Below are 17,024 nucleotides of genomic sequence, written 5' to 3' on the forward strand. Positions count from 1 at the left end.
TCGTTATTGCAGAGCGAGGAGAAACCATGAGCATCACGTACAAGGACGCGCCCACAAAGACGGTCGATGTCGGCGGAACGAGTTTCGCGTACCGGCGACTCGGAACGGGCAACGGCGTGCCAGTGATATTCCTCAACCACTTGACCGGGGTGCTGGACAACTGGGATCCCAGGATCGTCGACGGCATCGCCGCCGGACATCGAGTGGTCACTTTCGACAACCGAGGCGTCGGCGCCTCGCAAGGCAAGACACCGAACTCAGTGGCCGCGATGGCGCGTGACGCCATCGCCTTCATCCGGGCGATGGGCTTCGAGCAGGTCGATCTCCTGGGCTTCTCCCTCGGCGGCATGGTCGCTCAGGTGATCGTGGAAGAAGAGCCGAAGCTCGTTCGCAAGCTCATCCTCGCCGGCACAGGCCCGGCCGGAGGCCAAGGCATCGACAAAGTCACCTCTCTCACCATCCGCGACACGATAAAAGGTGCGCTGACCTTCAAAGATCCGAAGCAGTATCTCTTCTTCACTCGGACATCAAACGGCCAGGCGGCGGCCCGGCAATTCTTGGAGCGGCTGAAGGAGCGTACGGACAACCGGGATAAGTCGATTTCGCTAACGGCTTTCCGTGCCCAGCTCAAGGCCATCCACGCCTGGGGATTGCAAGATCCCTATGACTTGTCGGACATTCAGCATCCAGTCCTGGTGGTCAACGGCGACAACGACAGAATGGTGCCCAGCAGCAATTCTGTCGACATGGCTCGACGGCTGCCGGACGCCCAACTCACACTGTATCGTGACGCCGGACACGGCGGCATATTCCAGTATCACGAAGAGTTCGTCAAAAAGGCTCTGGAATTCCTCGCGCCATAATTTCTTGTCGGATCGGATCGGCTGGGCGGGTGAGCACTGATACAAGGGCTCCCCTGCCGCGTCTCGGCACTTACCTCGGAAACTTCCTTTCATCTCATTCAGCAAGAAATCGGGAACAGAAATATCATGAAAGCATTCATCCTCGACCGTTATGGAAACAACGATGGCCTGCGTGTGGGCGTAATGCCGGACCCGGAGGTACGGGAGAACGACGTCCTGGTCCAGATCCACGCCGCAAGTGTGAATCTTCTCGATGCCAAAATCAGGGACGGAGAGTTCAAACTCATTCTGCCCTATCACCTGCCGGTCGTTCTGGGCAATGATGTGGCCGGCGTCGTAGTCCGGGTCGGGTCTCGAGTGCGGCGATTCAAACCCGGCGACGAGGTCTATGCACGGCCGAACCAAGATCGAATCGGTGCCTTCGCGGAACTCATCTCGATAAAGGAAGACGATCTGGCGCTGAAGCCGACACACCTCACCATGGAAGAAGCGGCCTCCATCCCACTGGTCGGCTTGACTGCTTGGCAGGCGTTGATCGAAAAAGCGAAGCTGAAGAGAGGACAGAAAGTTCTCATCCAAGCAGGTTCCGGCGGCGTAGGAACATTTGCCATCCAGTTGGCCAAGCATGTCGGCGCGACCGTGGCTACAACAACCAGCACAGCGAACATCGATCTGGTGAAGGGCCTCGGCGCAGATGTCGTGATCGACTATAGGAAAGACGACTTCGAAAAAATTCTGCATGGCTACGATGTGGTCCTGCATAGCCTGGATGACGAGACGCTCAAAAAGTCCCTACGAGTGCTGAAGCCCGGCGGAAAGCTCATCTCGATCTCGGGCCCACCTGATCCCGATTTCGCGAAGGAGGTCGGATCGCCATGGTTTTTGCGGCCGGTAATGCGCGTTTTGAGCTATCGGGCCAGGCGGGCGGCAAAACATCGTCACGTCAGCTATTCGTTTCTGTTCATGAGAGCAAGCGGAGATCAGCTGCGCGAGATCAGCTCTCTCATCGATTCGGGGATCATACGCCCGGTCGTGGATCGGGTCTTTCCATTCGAATCAACCAACGAAGCCATGGCTTACCTCGAAACGGGACGCGCCAAAGGCAAGGTCGTCGTCAAGGTGAGATGAACATCCGGCCGCGGGCCGCCCCGCAAACACACCGACAAGCAGGAGAAGCACATCGTGAGCACGTATATGGCAGACGCAGCCGAGAACCGTTATGTAGAAGGCCCCTCCGCCCGGTTCACCTACCGGCGGATGGGACAACGGCGCGGTGTCCCGCTGGTCCTGCTGCACCGCTTCCGCGGCACCATCGACTGGTGGGACCCGGAGTTCCTGGACTACCTGGCCGCCGAGCACGACGTGATCGTGTTCGACAATGTCGGGATCGGCGACACCACCGGCGAGCCGCGCGATTCCCTGGAGGGATTCGCCGAGGGCGCCATCGAGTTCATCGAGGCACTCGGTCTTGCGCAGGCCGACCTGCTCGGCTGGTCGCTGGGTGGCATCGTGGCCCAGCGCGTGGCCCTGCGACGCCCCGAGTTGGTGCGCAAGCTCATCGTGGCGGGCAGCAGCCCGGCCGCCTGGGTGCCGGGGGTCTGGAGCGCCCCTTCGACCAGGCGCGAGCAGAACTGGAAGCCATCAAGCACCCCGTCCTTTACGCCAACGGCGTGCACGACGTGATGCTCCCCGCACACGCTTCCTACGTCGCGGTCCAGCACCTCGACTCGGCCACTCTCATCCTCTACAGCGACGCCGGCCACGCCTTCCTGTTCCAGCACGCCAAAACGTTCGCCACCGAGGTGACCAACTTCCTCGCAGCCTGACCCCGCGGGCCTGACACGGAACCCCGGCCGGCCCACCAAACGCGATCAACCCGCCTTTCTCATTTCACCAGGAGCCTTCTATGGATCTGTCCACCAGCACCGTTCTTGTCACCGGAGCCAATCGGGGGTTCGGCCGCGCGCTCGCTGCCGAACTGCTCGGCCGCGGCGCCTCCGTCTACGCCGGTGCCCGCAACCCCGACCAGGTCGACCTGCCGGGCGTCAAGCCGATCGCGCTCGACGTCACCGACCCCGCCTCCGTGGCGGCCGCCGCCCAAGCCACAGGCGACGTGACGGTCCTGATCAACAACGCCGGCTCAGCCACCGGCAGCGACCTGCTCGCAGGCGACCTGGACGACATCCGCCTGGAGATGGACACCCACTATTTCGGCACCCTCTCGGTAATCCGCGGCTTCGTACCCCAGATCGCGGCCAACGGCGGCGGCGCGATCCTGAACATCCTGTCCGGCCTGTCCTGGGTCAGCTTCCCGGAGATCGGCGCCTACTGCGCCGCCAAGTCCGCGCAGTGGTCACTCACCAACGCCCTGCGCGTGCAGCTCGCCGACCAGGGCATCCGAGTGGCCGGACTGCACGTCGGCTACATGGACACCGACATGGCGCGGACGGTCACCTCGGTCAAGTCCGACCCCGCCGACATCGCCAGGATCGCCGTCGACGGCATCGCCGCCGGCGCCTACGAAATCGTCGCCGACGACGTCAGCCGCCAGGCACAGGCCGCGCTGGCCGCAGGCGTCACGGCGCTCTACCCGCAGCTCCTCTGAAGACCAGTCCACGTCGAGCACCTGCGTCCACGAACTCCTCGCCACCCTCCCCGGGCGGTAGCCGACCACGCTGGTCCTCAACCGGGCCGGGACGGCCGGCGATGGCCCTGTCACGCTGATCAACACCTTTGTCGCGCCAGAGGGCAGGACGGAGGAGATGCTCGCCGCGTGGAAGGAGGACGCCGCCTACTTCAAGAGCCGGCCCGGCTTCATCTCCGCCCAGCTCCACCAGGGCATCGCCGGGAGCCGCGTCCTGGTGAACATCGCGGTCTGGGAGTCCGCCGCGCACCTGCGGGCCGCATTCTCCGCCCCCGAGTTCGGCGCGGCCCTCGAGCGCTACCCGGACGGCACCGTCGCCTAGCCGCACCTGATGGAGAAGGTGGCCGTCCCCGGCATCTGCGTGGCCTGAGCCAGGCGAGCTGGTAGATAGCATGCTATGCATTCTTCCGATAGCATGCTATCTATGTCATGGAAACTGCACTGGGGCACCCTGGCGTTCGTTTGCGCGTACGCCGGATTGGTAGTCGGCGTCCCGCTTCTCGTGGTCCCCGCGCTGGGATGGCTGAGCGGCCTGGCCATCCTCGCGGGCACAACCGCCTACGCGATGATGGCCACTAACCTGTTCCTCGCGATCCGCCGTCCGATACTCGAGAAGTTGTTCGGTCCGCTCGATCGCGTCTACAACGCCCATCGCCGGATCGGCACGATCATCCTCGGAGTGATCGGCCTGCATCTGATCCTCATCCCCATCGCATCGGCCGTCGACCGCGGCGAAAGCCTGCTGGACACCCTCACCGTGGCCATTCCCCTCGGCGTGCTGGGAACGCTTGTCCTCGTCGGGTCGATCGTGCTGGCCGTCAACACGAAGGTGCCCTACGACAGGTGGCAAAAGTTCCACATGGCCACGGGTTTCGCCTTTCTCGTGCTGACCGCGCACATGGTGAGCGGTGCCAGTCAATGGTTCTCGCTGGTCAACCCTTTGGGCGGCCTGCTCGGCTGCTTCGCCTTGTTGGGCGCCGGAAGCCTGCTCGTCCGGGTGGCGGACAAGGCTCGCGGAGGGGTGCCCTATGTGGTCGTCGAAACGCTGCAGCGCGAGCGCGGAGTCGAGGTCGTCATGCGGCCGGAAGGATCGCGCAGGATCCCTCCGCACCGACCCGGCCAATTCGTGTTCCTGACGGCAACCGCCGATGGGGCCCGAGAGACGCATCCGTTCACCCTGACGAGCGCAGGAGGCGAAGAGCGCGTGAGCGTCCTGATTCGCTCATCCGGGGATTGGACGGGCCGCGCCCAGACAGGCTTTGCGGTCGGCGATTGGGTGCGCGCGGACGGCCCGTTCGGATCGTTCACGCCGCCGGTGGGCGCAGGCGCCCCTCAGCACCAGGTTTGGGTGGCGGGAGGAGCCGGCATCACGCCGTTCCTCTCAGTCCTGCGGACCGCCGAGCGTGCGCCGGACGTCGCTGAGCCATCGCGGCGGCAGGTCGAGTTGGTCATAGCGGCACGGGATGCCTCCGACGTTCCTTGCTGGGAGGAACTGTCCACGTTCGCCCGTAACATGCCATGGCTGACGCTCACACCGGCGTTCAGCGCAGTGAGCGGAAGACTCGACGGCGACGCCGTCGACCGCCTCATCAAGAGCAAACCCAGGGGCACGGCGTGGTACCTCTGCGGCCCGGCAGGGCTTACCGCGATGGTCCAACGCCGACTCGGTCAGGAATCAGGTGCGCAGCGTCAGGTATACCGTGAACTGTACGAGTGGCGGGCGGGTGAGATGAACGCGCCGGTGAAGCACCCCTAGTCGAGAAGAGGCCATGGACTTCAACCGTTTCGACTCTGCTGGATTCGTGATCAACTGGTGTGCGCGCGTGTTCGAGCGCCGTATGGCCGAGGCTCTCCGCCCCCTCGGCATCACTCCGGCGTACCTTCCCCCTCTCTTCACCCTGTCCGCGCTCGGGGGCACCACCCAGGGCGAGCTCGCGAAAGCATCGGCGATCCAGCAGCCCACGATGGCACTCACGCTCCGCCGAATGGAGCGCGACGGACTGATCGTCCGCGTACAGGACGAGACCGACCACCGCCGCGCCATCATTCGCCTCACCCCTCAGGCCGAAGCACTCCTACCGCAAGTGGAAGCGCTCGCGCAGAGCATCAATGCGGCAGCATTCGACGGCCTCTCCGCCGAAGCGCCCACGCAGCTGATCGAGCTCCTGCGCCAGACCGCAGAAAATCTCGAGAAGCAACAGACGGTCGCGGCGGTCCACGACTCGTAGTCAGCCGCTGCCGAGCATCGACCCTCGCGACGCGCCGCTCCGAGCGGCGCCGCATACGCGCCGTGAACGCAAAAGGCTCAGACCCGGAAGGCGCTGGCGGACGCCGCGATGCGGCTGTTCACCGAGCGCGGCTATGACAACGTGGGCGTCAGGGATGGGGCCGAAGCGGCGGATGTGGCCGTGACCACGCTCTTCAAGCGCTGCGCCGGATGTGGCTGCGGCACGAGACCGCTCTGGCAGCCGCCATCACTGAAGCCACCGGCGCCCCCGAAGACGACGTCCGCGTCGCCGCACTGGCCCGCTTCGTCATGGAAAGCCCCAGCCTGGTCCACGGACGCGAGAACCCCCGGCGCGCTCTGGACGAGATCTTCAACCTTCTGGAACACGGCTGGCGGGACGGCTCCCCCTGAGTTCGCCAGAGGTGCGCTGATCGCTCGGTGGGCGATCTTCTCCGCGACGCACCGGCTTTCCGGGAGGAGGGGTTCGAGCTCGTCGCTGATGCCGTCACCGCCGTCGACTCACCGTGGTGGGTTCACCGTAGCGAGCTGAAGAACTGCCTGATGTCGCCGGTCAGCAGGTCCAGGGCTTCCAGGGCCGCGAAATGGCCGCCGCGGTCGAATTCCGTCCAGCGGACGATGGTGTTGTTTTCCTCGGCCCAGCGACGGATCGCCGTGTCCCCGGCGAAGTTGGCCACGGCTGTCGGCACCCCGGAGTTGGTCGTTGGGAACCAGTCGCGGATGTGGCTGCTCTCGTAATACATCCGCGCCGCCGAACCGGCGGTCGCGGTCAGCCAGTACAGCATCACGTTGGTGAGCAATGTGTCCCGGTCGACCGCGTCCTCGGGGAGCTCGGCCGAGGGGTTCGACCACTCCTTGAACTTCTCCATCATCCAGGCGAGTTGGCCGACCGGGGAGTCGGTCAGGCCGTAGGCGAGGGTCTGCGGGCGGGTCCGCGTGGTGTCCTGGGGGCGGCGCTGGTATCTGGTCGCCTGGGATCTCGACAGGGCCGACTGGCGCAGCTTCCGAGTCGACCGGATATCCCCCCGCACTCCCGTCGGCCCGCGGTTCACCCCGCGCGAACTGCCCGGCGGTGACGCCGCGCAGTTCGTCGCACGGGGAGTGTCCGACGTCTGGCCGGTGCAGGCCACGATCCGCCTCCACACCTCCGCAGAGTCGGCACGACAGCGGATGTGGCCCTTGAACGGGCGGCTGGAAGCCGTGGACGAGCACAGCTGTCTCCTGTACCTCGGCGCGGAGACCCCGCGGATGCTCGTCTCCCTGCTGACCATGCTCGACGTGGACTTCACCATCGAGTCGCCCGCCGGATTCGCCGAACACCTCCACACCATCGCGGCACGATACGAACGCGCGGCGATCACGTCTGCGCCAGCAGAGGGATCGGTCAACCGTTGACCGGCCGGACACAAAGCGAGAGGCCCATCACCGCGTTTCCGCTGGTGACGGGCCTCTTGCCGCTGGTGTGGCAGGCGGGGCTGTGGCCAGCGACTCATGGCCCTGTGCGCCTGTGTCGACCTGGTGCGTAATTGCCTCGCGTACGAGCCGCCCCGCGATCTACCCTCGCGGCATGACGTCACACGATGCGCCTGACGGCTCCCGGATCGCTCCCGATGGCGCAGGGCTGGTGATTCGGCAAGAGACCGCCGGCGATCACCGAGATGTGCGCGAGGTTCATTCGCGCGCCTTCGGTGACAGCGAGCGGGTTCCCGGGCTCGTGGAGGCACTTCGCGTTGCGGAGGCTGCGTGGGCGCCGATGTCCTTCGTCGCCACCGTTGATGACCGGGTTGTGGGGCATGTCCTGCTGAGCGCGACGCGGGTGGACGCCCCGCGCCGGATCGTGGACGTCCTGTCCCTGTCACCGCTGGGCGTGGTCCCGGAGTTCCAGCGTCAGGGGATCGGCACTCAGCTCATCGCGTACGCCCTCGAGGCGGCCGACAGCCAGGGTGTGCCGTTGGTATTCCTGGAAGGTTCGCCACGTTACTACGGCACGCGCGGCTTCGAGGGTGCCAGCGCGGTGGGCTTCCGTTCGCCGTCGCTGCGTATCCCTGAAGCCGCGTTCCAGGTCGCCCGGTTGTCCGCTCACGAGCCGTGGATGACGGGCACCTTCGTCTACTCAGAGGCCTTTTGGGCTTTTGACTGCGTCGGCCTGCGCGACCCCGAGGGCTGAGGGGCTACCCGACTCGACCTGATCCCCAGGACTATCACAGTGGCGGTGTCCAGCTCGTCGTCGGTTGCGTGCGATCAGCGAGGCGTCGGGGCCGTAACGTGAGGAGTTGGCCGGCCTTGGCCACCCTCGCGCACCTGCGGCTGGACCTCACCCACGGGGCCCTGGCCAGGCAGGATGCACGACCAGACCGCGCTCAAGACTGAAGGCATCGAGGACCTGCTCGGCCAGTTCCCCCACGTCGCGCTGTCCCTGGACGTCGGCTACCAGGGCCTGGCCAAGCTCTGACCCGAAGCGGATCGTGGTCCCTCCGCCCAAGCCTGGCCAAGCCGCCTCCGCGGACGAGACCACCGTCTACCAGCGTGCACGTCGGCATCAGTCGTCCGAACGTATCTGCGTCGAGCCTACCTGCGATAGCGACTGAGTGCCCAGGACGACGGCGAGGGCCAGGCGGTCGGCATCCTCGGTGCCGGGCGCGGCGGTGTAGACGGTGATGCGCAGGTCGTCCAGGGCGACGAACAACGTGTCGCAGTCGAGGGTGATCGGGCCGACCTCCGGGTGCTTGATGGTCTTGCGTCTGGACGGGTCGCTCAGGGGCGGTGGCGTCTCGGCGTCCCAGAGTTCGGCGAAGCGCGGGCTGCCGGAGGCCAGGTCGGCGATCAAGCGTCGCAGGGCGCGGTCGGCGGGGTAGCGCGAGGCCGTCAGGCGCAGGTCGGCCACGAGCCGGGCCTCGTGCTCGGCCTGCTCCTGCCGGGTGTGCACGACCCGCGAGGGCAGGCGGGCGACGTTGCGCCAGACGGCGTTGCGTTCCAGGCCGCGCCACGTGGTCGTCTCACCCATGAGCGCGTCGTAGGGCGCGTTGGCCAGCACGAGCGTCCAGCTGGCGTCGTACACGACAACCGGGGTGTGCGACAGCCGGTCGAGCAGCCGTTGCACGCTCGGGGGGATCCGCGACGGCACGACGTCCGGGCCGGGTGCGGCGTGCCCGGCCAGCCGGTAGAGCAGGTCGCGTTCGGTGTCGAACAGGCGCAGCGCCCGAGCCAGCGACTCCACCACCTGCGCCGACGGCGCGGTCGCGCGCCCCTGCTCGAGACGGGTCAGGTAGTCGGCCGAGATTCCGGCGAGCGCGGCCAGCTCCTCACGGCGCAACCCGCTGGCCCGGCGTCGGCGGCCCACCGGCACGCCAACGGCCTCAGGTGCCACCCGGTCGCGCCAGCGGCGTACCGTCCGGCCGAACTCCCACGCTTCCATGCGCTCCAGTCTGCGCGAGCCCGCACCGGGTTGTCCTGGCCCTGGCAGTCCTACGAAAACCGAACGACTGCCTGCGGCCCGGCCGAACCCGCAGGCTGGGGCCATGACCGAACCCGGAACTGTTCTGATCACCGGCCCGACCCGCAACCTGGGCCGCCACGCCGTGCTGGCCATGGCCGACCGCCAGCAGGGGCAGCGACCCGACCTGCTGCTGGTCGGCCGCGCCGGGCGGGACCTGACCGCGGTCGCCGACGAGGCCCGCGCGCGCGGCGCCCGCGTCCACGAGATCGGCTGCGACCTGTCGCACCTGGCCGACGTACGTGCCGCCGCGGCCACCGTGCGCAACCTGCTCGCGACCGGCGCCGTTCGGCCGCTGCGTGCGCTGGTCGCCAACGCCGGCGCCATGTCGACCGACACCCGGCGGGCCTCGCCCGACGGCTACGAGATGACTTTCGCTGTCAACTACCTCGCTCATGCCCAGCTCATCGGTGACCTGCTTGGCTCATTCACCGCCCCGGCGCGGGTCGTGCTGCTCGGCTCGAACACGTATCACGCCAACTTCTGGCGCAAGCTGCTGGGCGTGGCCGAGGCCAAGTGGGCCGACCCCGTCGAGCTCGCCCGCCCGGCTATCGGTGAGCAGGCCCCGGGCATGACCGCCTCCGGCGTCGCCTACTCCAACGCCAAGCTGGCGATCCTGTACTACGCCCATGAGCTGCAGCGCCACGTCGGCGCCGGGATCAACGTGTCGGTGTTCGAACCGGGCTGGATGCCCGGCACCGCCCTGGGCCGTGGCGCCCCCAAAGCGGTCCAGGCGATGAGCCGCGCCTTGGGCCGGGTCCCCGGCGTGTCGACGCCGCAACGCTCGGGGCCGCTGCTGGCCGCGATGGCCCTCGACGACAAGTGGGCACACTTGCGCGACGGCGCGTTCGTGGTGAAGACCAAGCTGACCGAGGTGCAGCCGGTCGCCCACGACCGCGACCGGGAGCAGCGCCTGTGGGAGGCGACCGCCGAGCTGTTGAAACGCGCATGCGCTTCGCATTAGCACGTACCGGCTTGTGGGCGGTCAGGTCTACGGGCTCCCCATCGGCCTGCAGTGCCGAACCCTGTGTGGCGACGGGCACCGTCAACGACGATGAATCCGCACCTCTTCCTGCGCCAAGAACATCGATCACGATACAGTCCGTTCTCGTTCTTCCACAGGTACCTGCGGAGTGAGTTCACGCGTTAAGACGCGCACCTCACCCGCCTCAGCTCAGCCACCTACGAGCCCGACGTAGCTGAACGACCATCCCGGAGCTGGAGGCCCCGCCGGAAGCATGGACGGCAGGTCACAAGATCCGGCAGGCTTGATGTCATGGAAGTCGGGTTATCCATTGTGCTGGCGTGGGCGCTCTCCGCACTGATGTTGTTCCTGCTCATCTACAGCGCAATCCGTCTTGCGCTGAAGCATGATCGACGAAGCCGACTGCGGGAGGCTACCCAGCAGACACGCATGGATCGAATGACCGAGCAGCGCACCGCGAGGCCATGGATGGAGCAAGACGGGCTGTAGCGGCGGTGCGGAACCGACCCGGACAGGCCTATCTCACCAGGCCGGAGGCCGACTTTGCGGCGAGGTCATCGAGGTGGGAGCTCAAGCCGCACCTAACCGGGTGGGCGCGTTGCTGGGCTTGGAGGCCAAGAGCCGGGCTTTCGTGCCTCCGGCGGGGGCCTCAGGCTCCGCGATGATCGCGACAAGCCCCTGGTAGGCAGGGCGGAGTCTGCGTGTCCGCACGAAGTCGAAGGCATGGGGAATCAGGCGGGCAGCAGGACGCCGCGCCGTTCGTCAACGGCGCGGCGTTCGGAACCGCTGTTTCAGGCGCTCTCGGCCGCCTTCTTAAGGCGCTCGAGCCAGGCCGTCAGCGAGGCGTCGAGTGCGGCGCCCATGCCCTGGACGTCGGCGCGGATGGGCTCGCCGTCCCAGGACTCCTCGGTGTGCACGTGCACCGTGCCCTCCTTCTCGGTGAACGTCCACTGGTGGATGCCGTCGATGCCGTGCGCCGGACCGCCCCAAAGGATGCGGTACGGCTCCTCGACCGCGTACACGGTGGAGCCGATCTCCATCCCGAACGTGGTCCAGTGGAAGACCGAGCCGGGGACCAGCGGACCCTCGGCTGAGGCGGCGGTGATGTCGGTCTGCCAGGAGGTCCAGCCGGACACGTCGATGTGCAGGTCCCAGACCCGCTGCAGGGGCGCGTCGATGGTGATGGAGTGGCGGGCGACGACGGCGGCGGAGGTGTCGATTCCGGTGATCACTTGTTGTCCTCGATCCAGTGGCCGTGGATGCCGGCGGGCACCCTGCGGGGAAGTTCTACGGTGGCGATGGGGTCGTTCTCGATGTTCGTGGCGTCGAGTACAAGCAGTTGGGACGCGTTCGCCTTGAGGTCGCTGACGATGGCGAGCAGGTAGCCGTCGTCCTCGTTGGTGCCGCCTTCGGCGGGGACGAACACGGCCTCGCCCGGCATGCGGTGCTCGCCGTGGGACAGCAGCTGTCGGCGGCCGGTGACGGTGTCGAACTTGATGGTGTGGTAGCCGGACAGGCCCGCGCCGGGGAAGGCGATGGCGTAGCTGTAGCGGTTGGCCGCGCCGGTGAGCGCGTCGTTGATCGAGGGGAACTCGGTGGCCAGGTTGTCCAGGGGCTCGTCGGTGGCCTTGCCTGTGGCAGGGTCCAGGATCCAGCGGTGGAGGGTCGATCCCGCGTCGGGGCTGGTGCCGTAGCCAGGGGCGCCGACCCACCACTTCCAGGAGTTCTCCCAGGACGCCCGGTCGTAGCGCGGCCCTTCGACGACGACGCGTCCGTGCTGGTCCACGTAGGAGTTGGTGACGTGCAGCAGTGCCCCCTGCTCGACCTCGAACCACGTCACCCGGGACGGCCCGGTACGCGGCATGACACCGATCCGGAACGGCACGTCATCGTGCCACCGGTACGGGATGCCGGAGTGCTCGGAGTGGTCGAAGACCACGGGGGAATTGAGGAAGACGACGTGCTCCCGCGTGATGGCGAAGTCATGCATGAGCGACGGGCCCGACCCGTCGACGACCTCCGAGCGGATGATCTCCCCGGAGGCAGCGGCGACGTAGTAGGTCAGGTAAGGCGGGAACGGGCTGTAGCTGTAGAAGTGCAGCTCGCCGGTGACCGGGTCCTCCTTCGGGTGGGCGGTCATCGCGCTGGTGAGCTTGCCGCCGAAGTCGTACACGCCGACGGTGTCGAGCTCGGCGGTGACCTCCCAGGGCAGGTTCGCCTCCTGGAGGGCGAGATAGCGGCCGCCGTGGAAGATGATATTGGTGGCGGCTGCGCTGACCTCCAGTTCGGTACCGGTGAACGGCACGCCGTCCAGGAAGGGGGTGCGTACCCAGCGGTTGCGGTACCACTCGGCGCGGCCGCCGGACAGCCGCACACCGTGGATCATGCCCTCCCCCCTGAACCAGTGGCTGGGCGTGACGCCCGGCTTGGGGTTGTGGCCGTTGCGGAAGTAGCGGCCGTTCAGCTCCGGCGGGAGCGTGCCGTGAACGGTCAGCTCGCGAGCGGTGAGCTCATCGGCGACCGGGGTGAAGTGGCCGGTGACGTACGGCTTGGACAGTTCGGTCATCGGAGTGCGTCCTTTCTGATGGTGACCAGGGCGATCAAGGCGGTCAACAAGGTGATGAGGGCGGCGGCCACGAACGTTCCGCGGTAACCGCCGGTGAGCGAGAGGATGGTCAGGGTGGCGAGGCCGATCGCGCCGCCGATCTGCCGGGTGGCGTTGATCAGCCCACCGGCGAGACCGCTGTCGGCGGCCGGCACCCCCGCCGCCGACAGGGCGGTGAGCTGGACGAACGCCGCCCCTAGCCCGGCGCCGATCAGTACCGAGGGGCCGAGCAGGTCGTTCAGGAAGGTTCCGTCGGAAGGAGCTCGCGCCAGCCAGGCGAGGCCGGCGGTGAGCAGCAGCAACCCGTTGGTCAGCACGGCCCGGCCGGACAGCCGCCGGGTCAGCCGGGGAGTCGCCCAGGAGGCCAGGGTGATCGTGAGCGCGAGCGGAAGCTGGGTCATTCCCGCCTCCATCGGCGTGTAGCCGAGGACGCGCTGCTGGTAGAGCGGCAGGAAGAAGAACAGGCTGAGCCAGACCGCGCCGAGCAACGCCATCAGCACGTTGGCCGCGGTGACCGAGCCGACCGTGAAGATCCGTGCGGGGACCAGGGGGTGGGCCGATCGGCGTTGCAAGTGGAGGAAGAGGGTGAGAAGCAACCCCCCCGCAGCCATGGCGGGCCAGCTGTTGCTGGACACCCCGTACGTGAGGGCGGTCAGGCCCAGCGTGACGGCGAGTGCGCCCGGGAGGTCGAGCCGGCCGCCGCGCGGCCGGTCGGCGGGCACCAGCCGCCAGGTGGCCACCAGTACCGCCACGGCGCAGGGAACCATGACCAAGAACACCGAGCGCCAGCCGTAGACGTCGCTGAGCACGCCGCCGAGCAGCACACCCGCCGCTCCTCCCACACCCGAGACCGCGCCCCACACGCCGAGCGCGGTGCCGCGTCGTGGCCCGTCGGGGAACAGGGTCAGCACCATGGCCAGCGCGGTGGGCGCCACCAGCGCCGCACCGACGCCCTGGACGGCTCTGGCCACGATGAGCGTGACCATGTCGTTCGCCAGCGCCGCGCCGAGCGAGGAGGCGGCGAACAGAGCGGTGCCGATCAGGAAGACGCGGCGCAGGCCGTACACGTCGCCCGAGCGCCCGCCGAGCAGCAGCAGGGCGCCGAAGACCAGCACGTAGGCGTTGACCACCCACGACAGACCGGCGGGGCCGAGCCCGAGTCCGGTGCGGATCTCCGGCAGTGCGACATTCACGATCGAGGTGCTCAGGACCACCAGGAACTGGGCCGTGGCCAGAACCGCCAGGGGCATCCAGGTCGTGGTGGTGGTCGGGGAGACGGACGCGCTGCTCATGGCCATCACACTCGCAGCGGCCCGCGGACGCTCGCGTCGGTAGTTCTTACCTATCCGCAGCCGTCACCCTGACTACGTGTGACCTGCACCATAATGAAATGGTTGTCGCATCTATGGACATCTCGTTGGTGGGACGACAAGCAGAGATCGGACGCGTGGGCGCTCTGATCGACGCGGCCCGGCAGGATCAGGGCGGAGCCCTGATCCTGCGCGGTGAGCCGGGCATCGGCAAGACCGCGCTGCTGAGGCATGCGGAGGAGACGGCGGGCGACTTCCTGGTCATGCGGGCCTCCGGTGCGGAGTTCGAGATGGAGCTGCCGTTCGCCGTCCTGCACCAGCTCTGCGCGCCGGTCCTGGGCAACGTGACGGCGCTGCCCGCCCCGCACCGCAAGGCGCTGGAGATCGCCTTCGGCCTGGACACGGGCACGCCTGATCCTTTCCTGGTCGGCGTCGCGACCCTGGGCCTGCTGGTCGAGGCGGAGCGCCCGCTGTTGTGCCTGGTCGACGACGCGCAGTGGCTCGACCATGCCTCGGCGAGGGCGCTGGCCTTCCTGGCCCGCAGGGTCGCCGCGGAACGGGTTGCCCTGGTGCTCTCCGTACGCGAGCCGCACCGGGTTCCCGAGTTCGACGAGCTGCCGAGCCTGGCGGTCAAGGGCCTCGGGGAGACCGACGCCCGCGCGCTGCTGGCCGCCGCGATCCGCGCCCCGCTGGACGAGCGCGTACGCGACCGCATCCTGGCCGAGGCCCGCGGCAACCCGCTGGCGCTGCTGGAGTTGCCCAGGAGTGCGGGTCTGGCCGGAATGGCCGGCGGCTTCGCCCTGCCCCCCTCCGCGCCGAGCGTGATCGAGCAGAGCTTCCGCACCCGGCTGGAGCTGCTGTCGCCGCAGGCCCGGCTGCTGCTCACCATCGCGGCGGCCGACCCGGTCGGCGACCCCGGGCTGTTGTGGCGGGCGGCCGAACTGATGGGCATCGAGCCATCGGCGACCACCGAGGCCTCCGCGCTGGTCGAGTTCGGCACCAGGATCCGCTTCAGCCACCCTCTCGCCCGGTCGGCGGCCTACCGCGCCGCCTCCTCGGCCGATCGGCAGCGGGCACACGAGGCGCTGGCCGCGGTGACCGACCCCGTCGCGGACCCCGACCGGTTGGCCTGGCATCACGCGGAGGCCAGCACGGGGCCCGACGAGAAGGTCGCGGCCGAGCTGGAACAGTCCGCCGCCCGCGCCCAGGCCAGGGGCGGCGTGGCCGCGGCCGCGGCCTTCCTCGAACGGTCCGCGGCGCTCACCCTCTCCCCCGGCCTCCGGACCGAACGTGTGCTCGCCGCGGTCCAGGCCAAACTCTCAGTCGGCGCGTTCGACGTGGCGGCCGAACTCCTCACCACCGCCGAGACCGCCTCGCTCGACCAGCGACAGCGGGCCAGGATCGATCTGCTGCGCGGGAAGCTCTCGTTCGCGCGCCGCCGGGGCGGTGAGGGGCCCACGACCTATCTGCTGAGCGCGGCCGCCCGATTGGCCGGTACCGATCCCGCCTGGTCACGGGCCTGCTACCTGGACGCGATGGAGACGGGCATGCTGATCGGTGGCCTGGGGCCGGTGGTGGAGGCCGCTCGCCAGGCCCCGCCCGCTCCGCAGCCGGCCTCCAGCGCCGACGCGGTCCTGGACGGCCTGCTCAGGCTGGTCACCGACGGGCACCTGCTGGCGTCCCCCGTCCTGCGGCCGATCGTGGGGAATGTCGGCGACGAGGTGTGGGCCCGTTGGCCGTCCATGGGCTTCATGCTGGCCGTGGAGCTCTGGGACCACGACGCCCTGCACGGCATCGCCGCCCGCATCGTCGCGGCGGGCCGCGAGTCCGGCTCGTTCCACATGCTGCCGGTCGGCCTGGCCATGCTGGCTACGGCCTCCGTCCACGCAGGCGACTTCGGCGCCGCGACGGAGATGATCTCCGAGGAGGAGGCCATCGCCGAGGCCACCGGCGCTGCGCCGCTGGTCTACCCGCGCATCCACCTGGCCGCCGTGCGCGGGCGTCGCGAGGAGGCCGTCGAGCTGTTCGAAAGCGTGCTCGCGGCGAGCCAGCGGATGAGCCTCAGCGTCCAATGGGCGACGGCCGTGCTCAACAACAGTCTGGCCGACTACCAGGCAGCGCTGGAGGCCGCCCAGCACGCCGTCGCACACGGCGACATCGGCCTGTCCGGGCTGGCACTGCCCGAACTGGTCGAGGCGGCCGTCCGCTGCGGCGAGACCGAGCTGGCCACCTCGGCGCTGCGGACGCTGTCCGAACGCACACATGCAGGTGGGCACGCGTGGGGACTGGGTGTCGAGGCTTACTCCCGCGCCCTGGTGACCGAGGACGAGGACGCCTACCGCGAAGCCGTCGAACGCCTCGACGGCAGCCGGATGGCGATCTACCGCGCCCGCGCCCACCTGCTGTACGGGGAGTCGCTGCGGCGCCAGGGACGGCGGCGCGAGGCCCGCGAGCGGCTGCGTACGGCGCACGAACTGCTGTCCGACCTCGGCGCGCAGGCTTTCGCGGACCGCGCGGCCGGCGAGCTGCGGGCCACCGGCGAGCACGCCAGGAGCCGTTCGTCGCAAGCGTCGGATCAGCTCACGCTGCAGGAACTGCACATCGCCCGGCTGGTCGCCGACGGTGCCGCCTCCAAGGAGGTGGCGGCCAAGCTGTTCCTCAGTCCGCGCACGGTCGACGCGCATCTGCGCAACATTTTCCGCAAGCTCGGCCTCACCTCACGCAAACAGCTAAGAGACCTCCCCGACATTCGCTAACGGGGCTTCGCCCCAGCCCGACGAGGCATCGGGGTTGTGGCTGAGGTGGGGGCTCCGGCTGGCGACGAAACGGTGACACGATGTGCCCGTTCATGTGCCGCATGTAGCGGTGGAGTAGCCCTT

Annotated in this window: 19 protein-coding genes and 1 pseudogene; 15 read left to right on the top strand and 5 right to left on the bottom strand. The window is 68.2% G+C overall.

Translation table 11 applies throughout. The features are described 5' to 3' along the window. Positions 1-26 precede the first annotated feature (26 nt). From ACTWQA_RS47815 to ACTWQA_RS47860, 10 genes and pseudogenes are all read left to right on the top strand, one after another. Positions 27-863 (top strand): alpha/beta fold hydrolase, encoded by an 837-nt coding sequence (locus ACTWQA_RS47815; RefSeq protein ID WP_443165497.1) that lies wholly within the window; start codon positions 27-29, stop codon positions 861-863. A gap of 126 nt (positions 864-989) precedes the next feature. Then, on the top strand, positions 990-1,991 hold the full coding sequence (locus ACTWQA_RS47820) for an NADP-dependent oxidoreductase (RefSeq protein ID WP_443165498.1): 1,002 nt from the start codon (positions 990-992) through the stop codon (positions 1,989-1,991). 66 nt (positions 1,992-2,057) lie between these two features. Then, the gene (locus ACTWQA_RS47825; protein WP_443165499.1) at positions 2,058-2,546 is read left to right on the top strand and encodes an alpha/beta fold hydrolase; all 489 of its coding nucleotides are present in this window, start codon (positions 2,058-2,060) and stop codon (positions 2,544-2,546) included. After that, on the top strand, positions 2,534-2,689 hold the full coding sequence (locus ACTWQA_RS47830) for an alpha/beta fold hydrolase (protein ID WP_443165500.1): 156 nt from the start codon (positions 2,534-2,536) through the stop codon (positions 2,687-2,689). Before ACTWQA_RS47825 ends, ACTWQA_RS47830 begins: the two co-directional genes overlap by 13 nt. A gap of 80 nt (positions 2,690-2,769) precedes the next feature. Next, positions 2,770-3,468, top strand: coding sequence for an SDR family oxidoreductase (locus tag ACTWQA_RS47835; RefSeq protein WP_443165501.1), 699 nt, complete (start codon positions 2,770-2,772; stop codon positions 3,466-3,468). Between the two features lie 118 nt (positions 3,469-3,586). Continuing rightward, a complete protein-coding gene (locus ACTWQA_RS47840; RefSeq protein WP_443165515.1) occupies positions 3,587-3,829 on the top strand; it encodes an antibiotic biosynthesis monooxygenase family protein in 243 nt (80 codons plus the stop codon). A gap of 102 nt (positions 3,830-3,931) precedes the next feature. Next, positions 3,932-5,263, top strand: coding sequence for a ferredoxin reductase family protein (locus tag ACTWQA_RS47845; protein ID WP_443165502.1), 1,332 nt, complete (start codon positions 3,932-3,934; stop codon positions 5,261-5,263). 13 nt (positions 5,264-5,276) lie between these two features. Then, positions 5,277-5,735, top strand: coding sequence for a MarR family winged helix-turn-helix transcriptional regulator (locus ACTWQA_RS47850; RefSeq protein ID WP_443165503.1), 459 nt, complete (start codon positions 5,277-5,279; stop codon positions 5,733-5,735). 108 nt (positions 5,736-5,843) lie between these two features. Further along, positions 5,844-5,921, top strand: a pseudogene (locus ACTWQA_RS47855) (TetR family transcriptional regulator); the annotation flags it as partial. A gap of 23 nt (positions 5,922-5,944) precedes the next feature. Then, positions 5,945-6,145, top strand: a complete 201-nt coding sequence (locus ACTWQA_RS47860) for a hypothetical protein (protein ID WP_443165516.1) — start codon at positions 5,945-5,947, stop codon at positions 6,143-6,145. A gap of 122 nt (positions 6,146-6,267) precedes the next feature. Here the strand turns inward: ACTWQA_RS47860 and ACTWQA_RS47865 are convergent, their stop codons facing one another. Next, entirely contained in the window at positions 6,268-6,624 is a 357-nt protein-coding gene (locus tag ACTWQA_RS47865; protein ID WP_443165504.1) for an alpha/beta fold hydrolase, read from the bottom strand. Positions 6,625-6,691: 67 nt separating this feature from the next. On the opposite strand from ACTWQA_RS47865, the gene ACTWQA_RS47870 reads away from it, so the two are divergent. Together ACTWQA_RS47870 and ACTWQA_RS47875 are read left to right on the top strand one after the other, a co-directional pair. Beyond that, the gene (locus ACTWQA_RS47870; RefSeq protein WP_443165505.1) at positions 6,692-7,147 is read left to right on the top strand and encodes a helix-turn-helix transcriptional regulator; all 456 of its coding nucleotides are present in this window, start codon (positions 6,692-6,694) and stop codon (positions 7,145-7,147) included. A 172-nt stretch (positions 7,148-7,319) separates the two neighbouring features. Continuing rightward, complete coding sequence (locus ACTWQA_RS47875; RefSeq protein ID WP_443165506.1) at positions 7,320-7,919, top strand: GNAT family N-acetyltransferase; 600 nt, start codon at positions 7,320-7,322, stop codon at positions 7,917-7,919. A 372-nt stretch (positions 7,920-8,291) separates the two neighbouring features. On the opposite strand, the gene ACTWQA_RS47880 is transcribed toward ACTWQA_RS47875, so the two are convergent. Beyond that, positions 8,292-9,167, bottom strand: a complete 876-nt coding sequence (locus ACTWQA_RS47880) for a helix-turn-helix transcriptional regulator (RefSeq protein WP_443165507.1) — start codon at positions 9,165-9,167, stop codon at positions 8,292-8,294. A gap of 103 nt (positions 9,168-9,270) precedes the next feature. On the opposite strand from ACTWQA_RS47880, the gene ACTWQA_RS47885 reads away from it, so the two are divergent. Together ACTWQA_RS47885 and ACTWQA_RS47890 are read left to right on the top strand one after the other, a co-directional pair. Then, positions 9,271-10,209: an SDR family NAD(P)-dependent oxidoreductase gene (locus tag ACTWQA_RS47885; RefSeq protein WP_443165508.1), complete on the top strand. Its 939-nt coding sequence runs from the start codon at positions 9,271-9,273 to the stop codon at positions 10,207-10,209. Positions 10,210-10,521: 312 nt separating this feature from the next. Further along, positions 10,522-10,719, top strand: coding sequence for a hypothetical protein (locus ACTWQA_RS47890; protein WP_443165509.1), 198 nt, complete (start codon positions 10,522-10,524; stop codon positions 10,717-10,719). A 302-nt stretch (positions 10,720-11,021) separates the two neighbouring features. On the opposite strand, the gene ACTWQA_RS47895 is transcribed toward ACTWQA_RS47890, so the two are convergent. Genes ACTWQA_RS47895 through ACTWQA_RS47905 form a run of 3 tightly spaced genes read right to left on the bottom strand, consistent with a single transcriptional unit; the run spans position 11,022 to position 14,127 of the window. Next, a complete protein-coding gene (locus tag ACTWQA_RS47895; protein WP_443165510.1) occupies positions 11,022-11,462 on the bottom strand; it encodes an SRPBCC family protein in 441 nt (146 codons plus the stop codon). Continuing rightward, complete coding sequence (locus tag ACTWQA_RS47900) at positions 11,459-12,796, bottom strand: carotenoid oxygenase family protein (protein WP_443165511.1); 1,338 nt, start codon at positions 12,794-12,796, stop codon at positions 11,459-11,461. Before ACTWQA_RS47900 ends, ACTWQA_RS47895 begins: the two co-directional genes overlap by 4 nt. Beyond that, the gene (locus ACTWQA_RS47905) at positions 12,793-14,127 is read right to left on the bottom strand and encodes an MFS transporter (RefSeq protein WP_443165512.1); all 1,335 of its coding nucleotides are present in this window, start codon (positions 14,125-14,127) and stop codon (positions 12,793-12,795) included. Before ACTWQA_RS47905 ends, ACTWQA_RS47900 begins: the two co-directional genes overlap by 4 nt. A 98-nt stretch (positions 14,128-14,225) precedes the next feature. Here ACTWQA_RS47905 and ACTWQA_RS47910 point away from each other — a divergent pair, with 98 nt between their 5' ends. Beyond that, on the top strand, positions 14,226-16,901 hold the full coding sequence (locus tag ACTWQA_RS47910) for an AAA family ATPase (RefSeq protein WP_443165513.1): 2,676 nt from the start codon (positions 14,226-14,228) through the stop codon (positions 16,899-16,901). Positions 16,902-17,024: the final 123 nt, after the last annotated feature.

The sequence above is a fragment of the Nonomuraea sp. 10N515B genome, from assembly GCF_052245915.1.
Taxonomy (GTDB): domain Bacteria; phylum Actinomycetota; class Actinomycetes; order Streptosporangiales; family Streptosporangiaceae; genus Nonomuraea.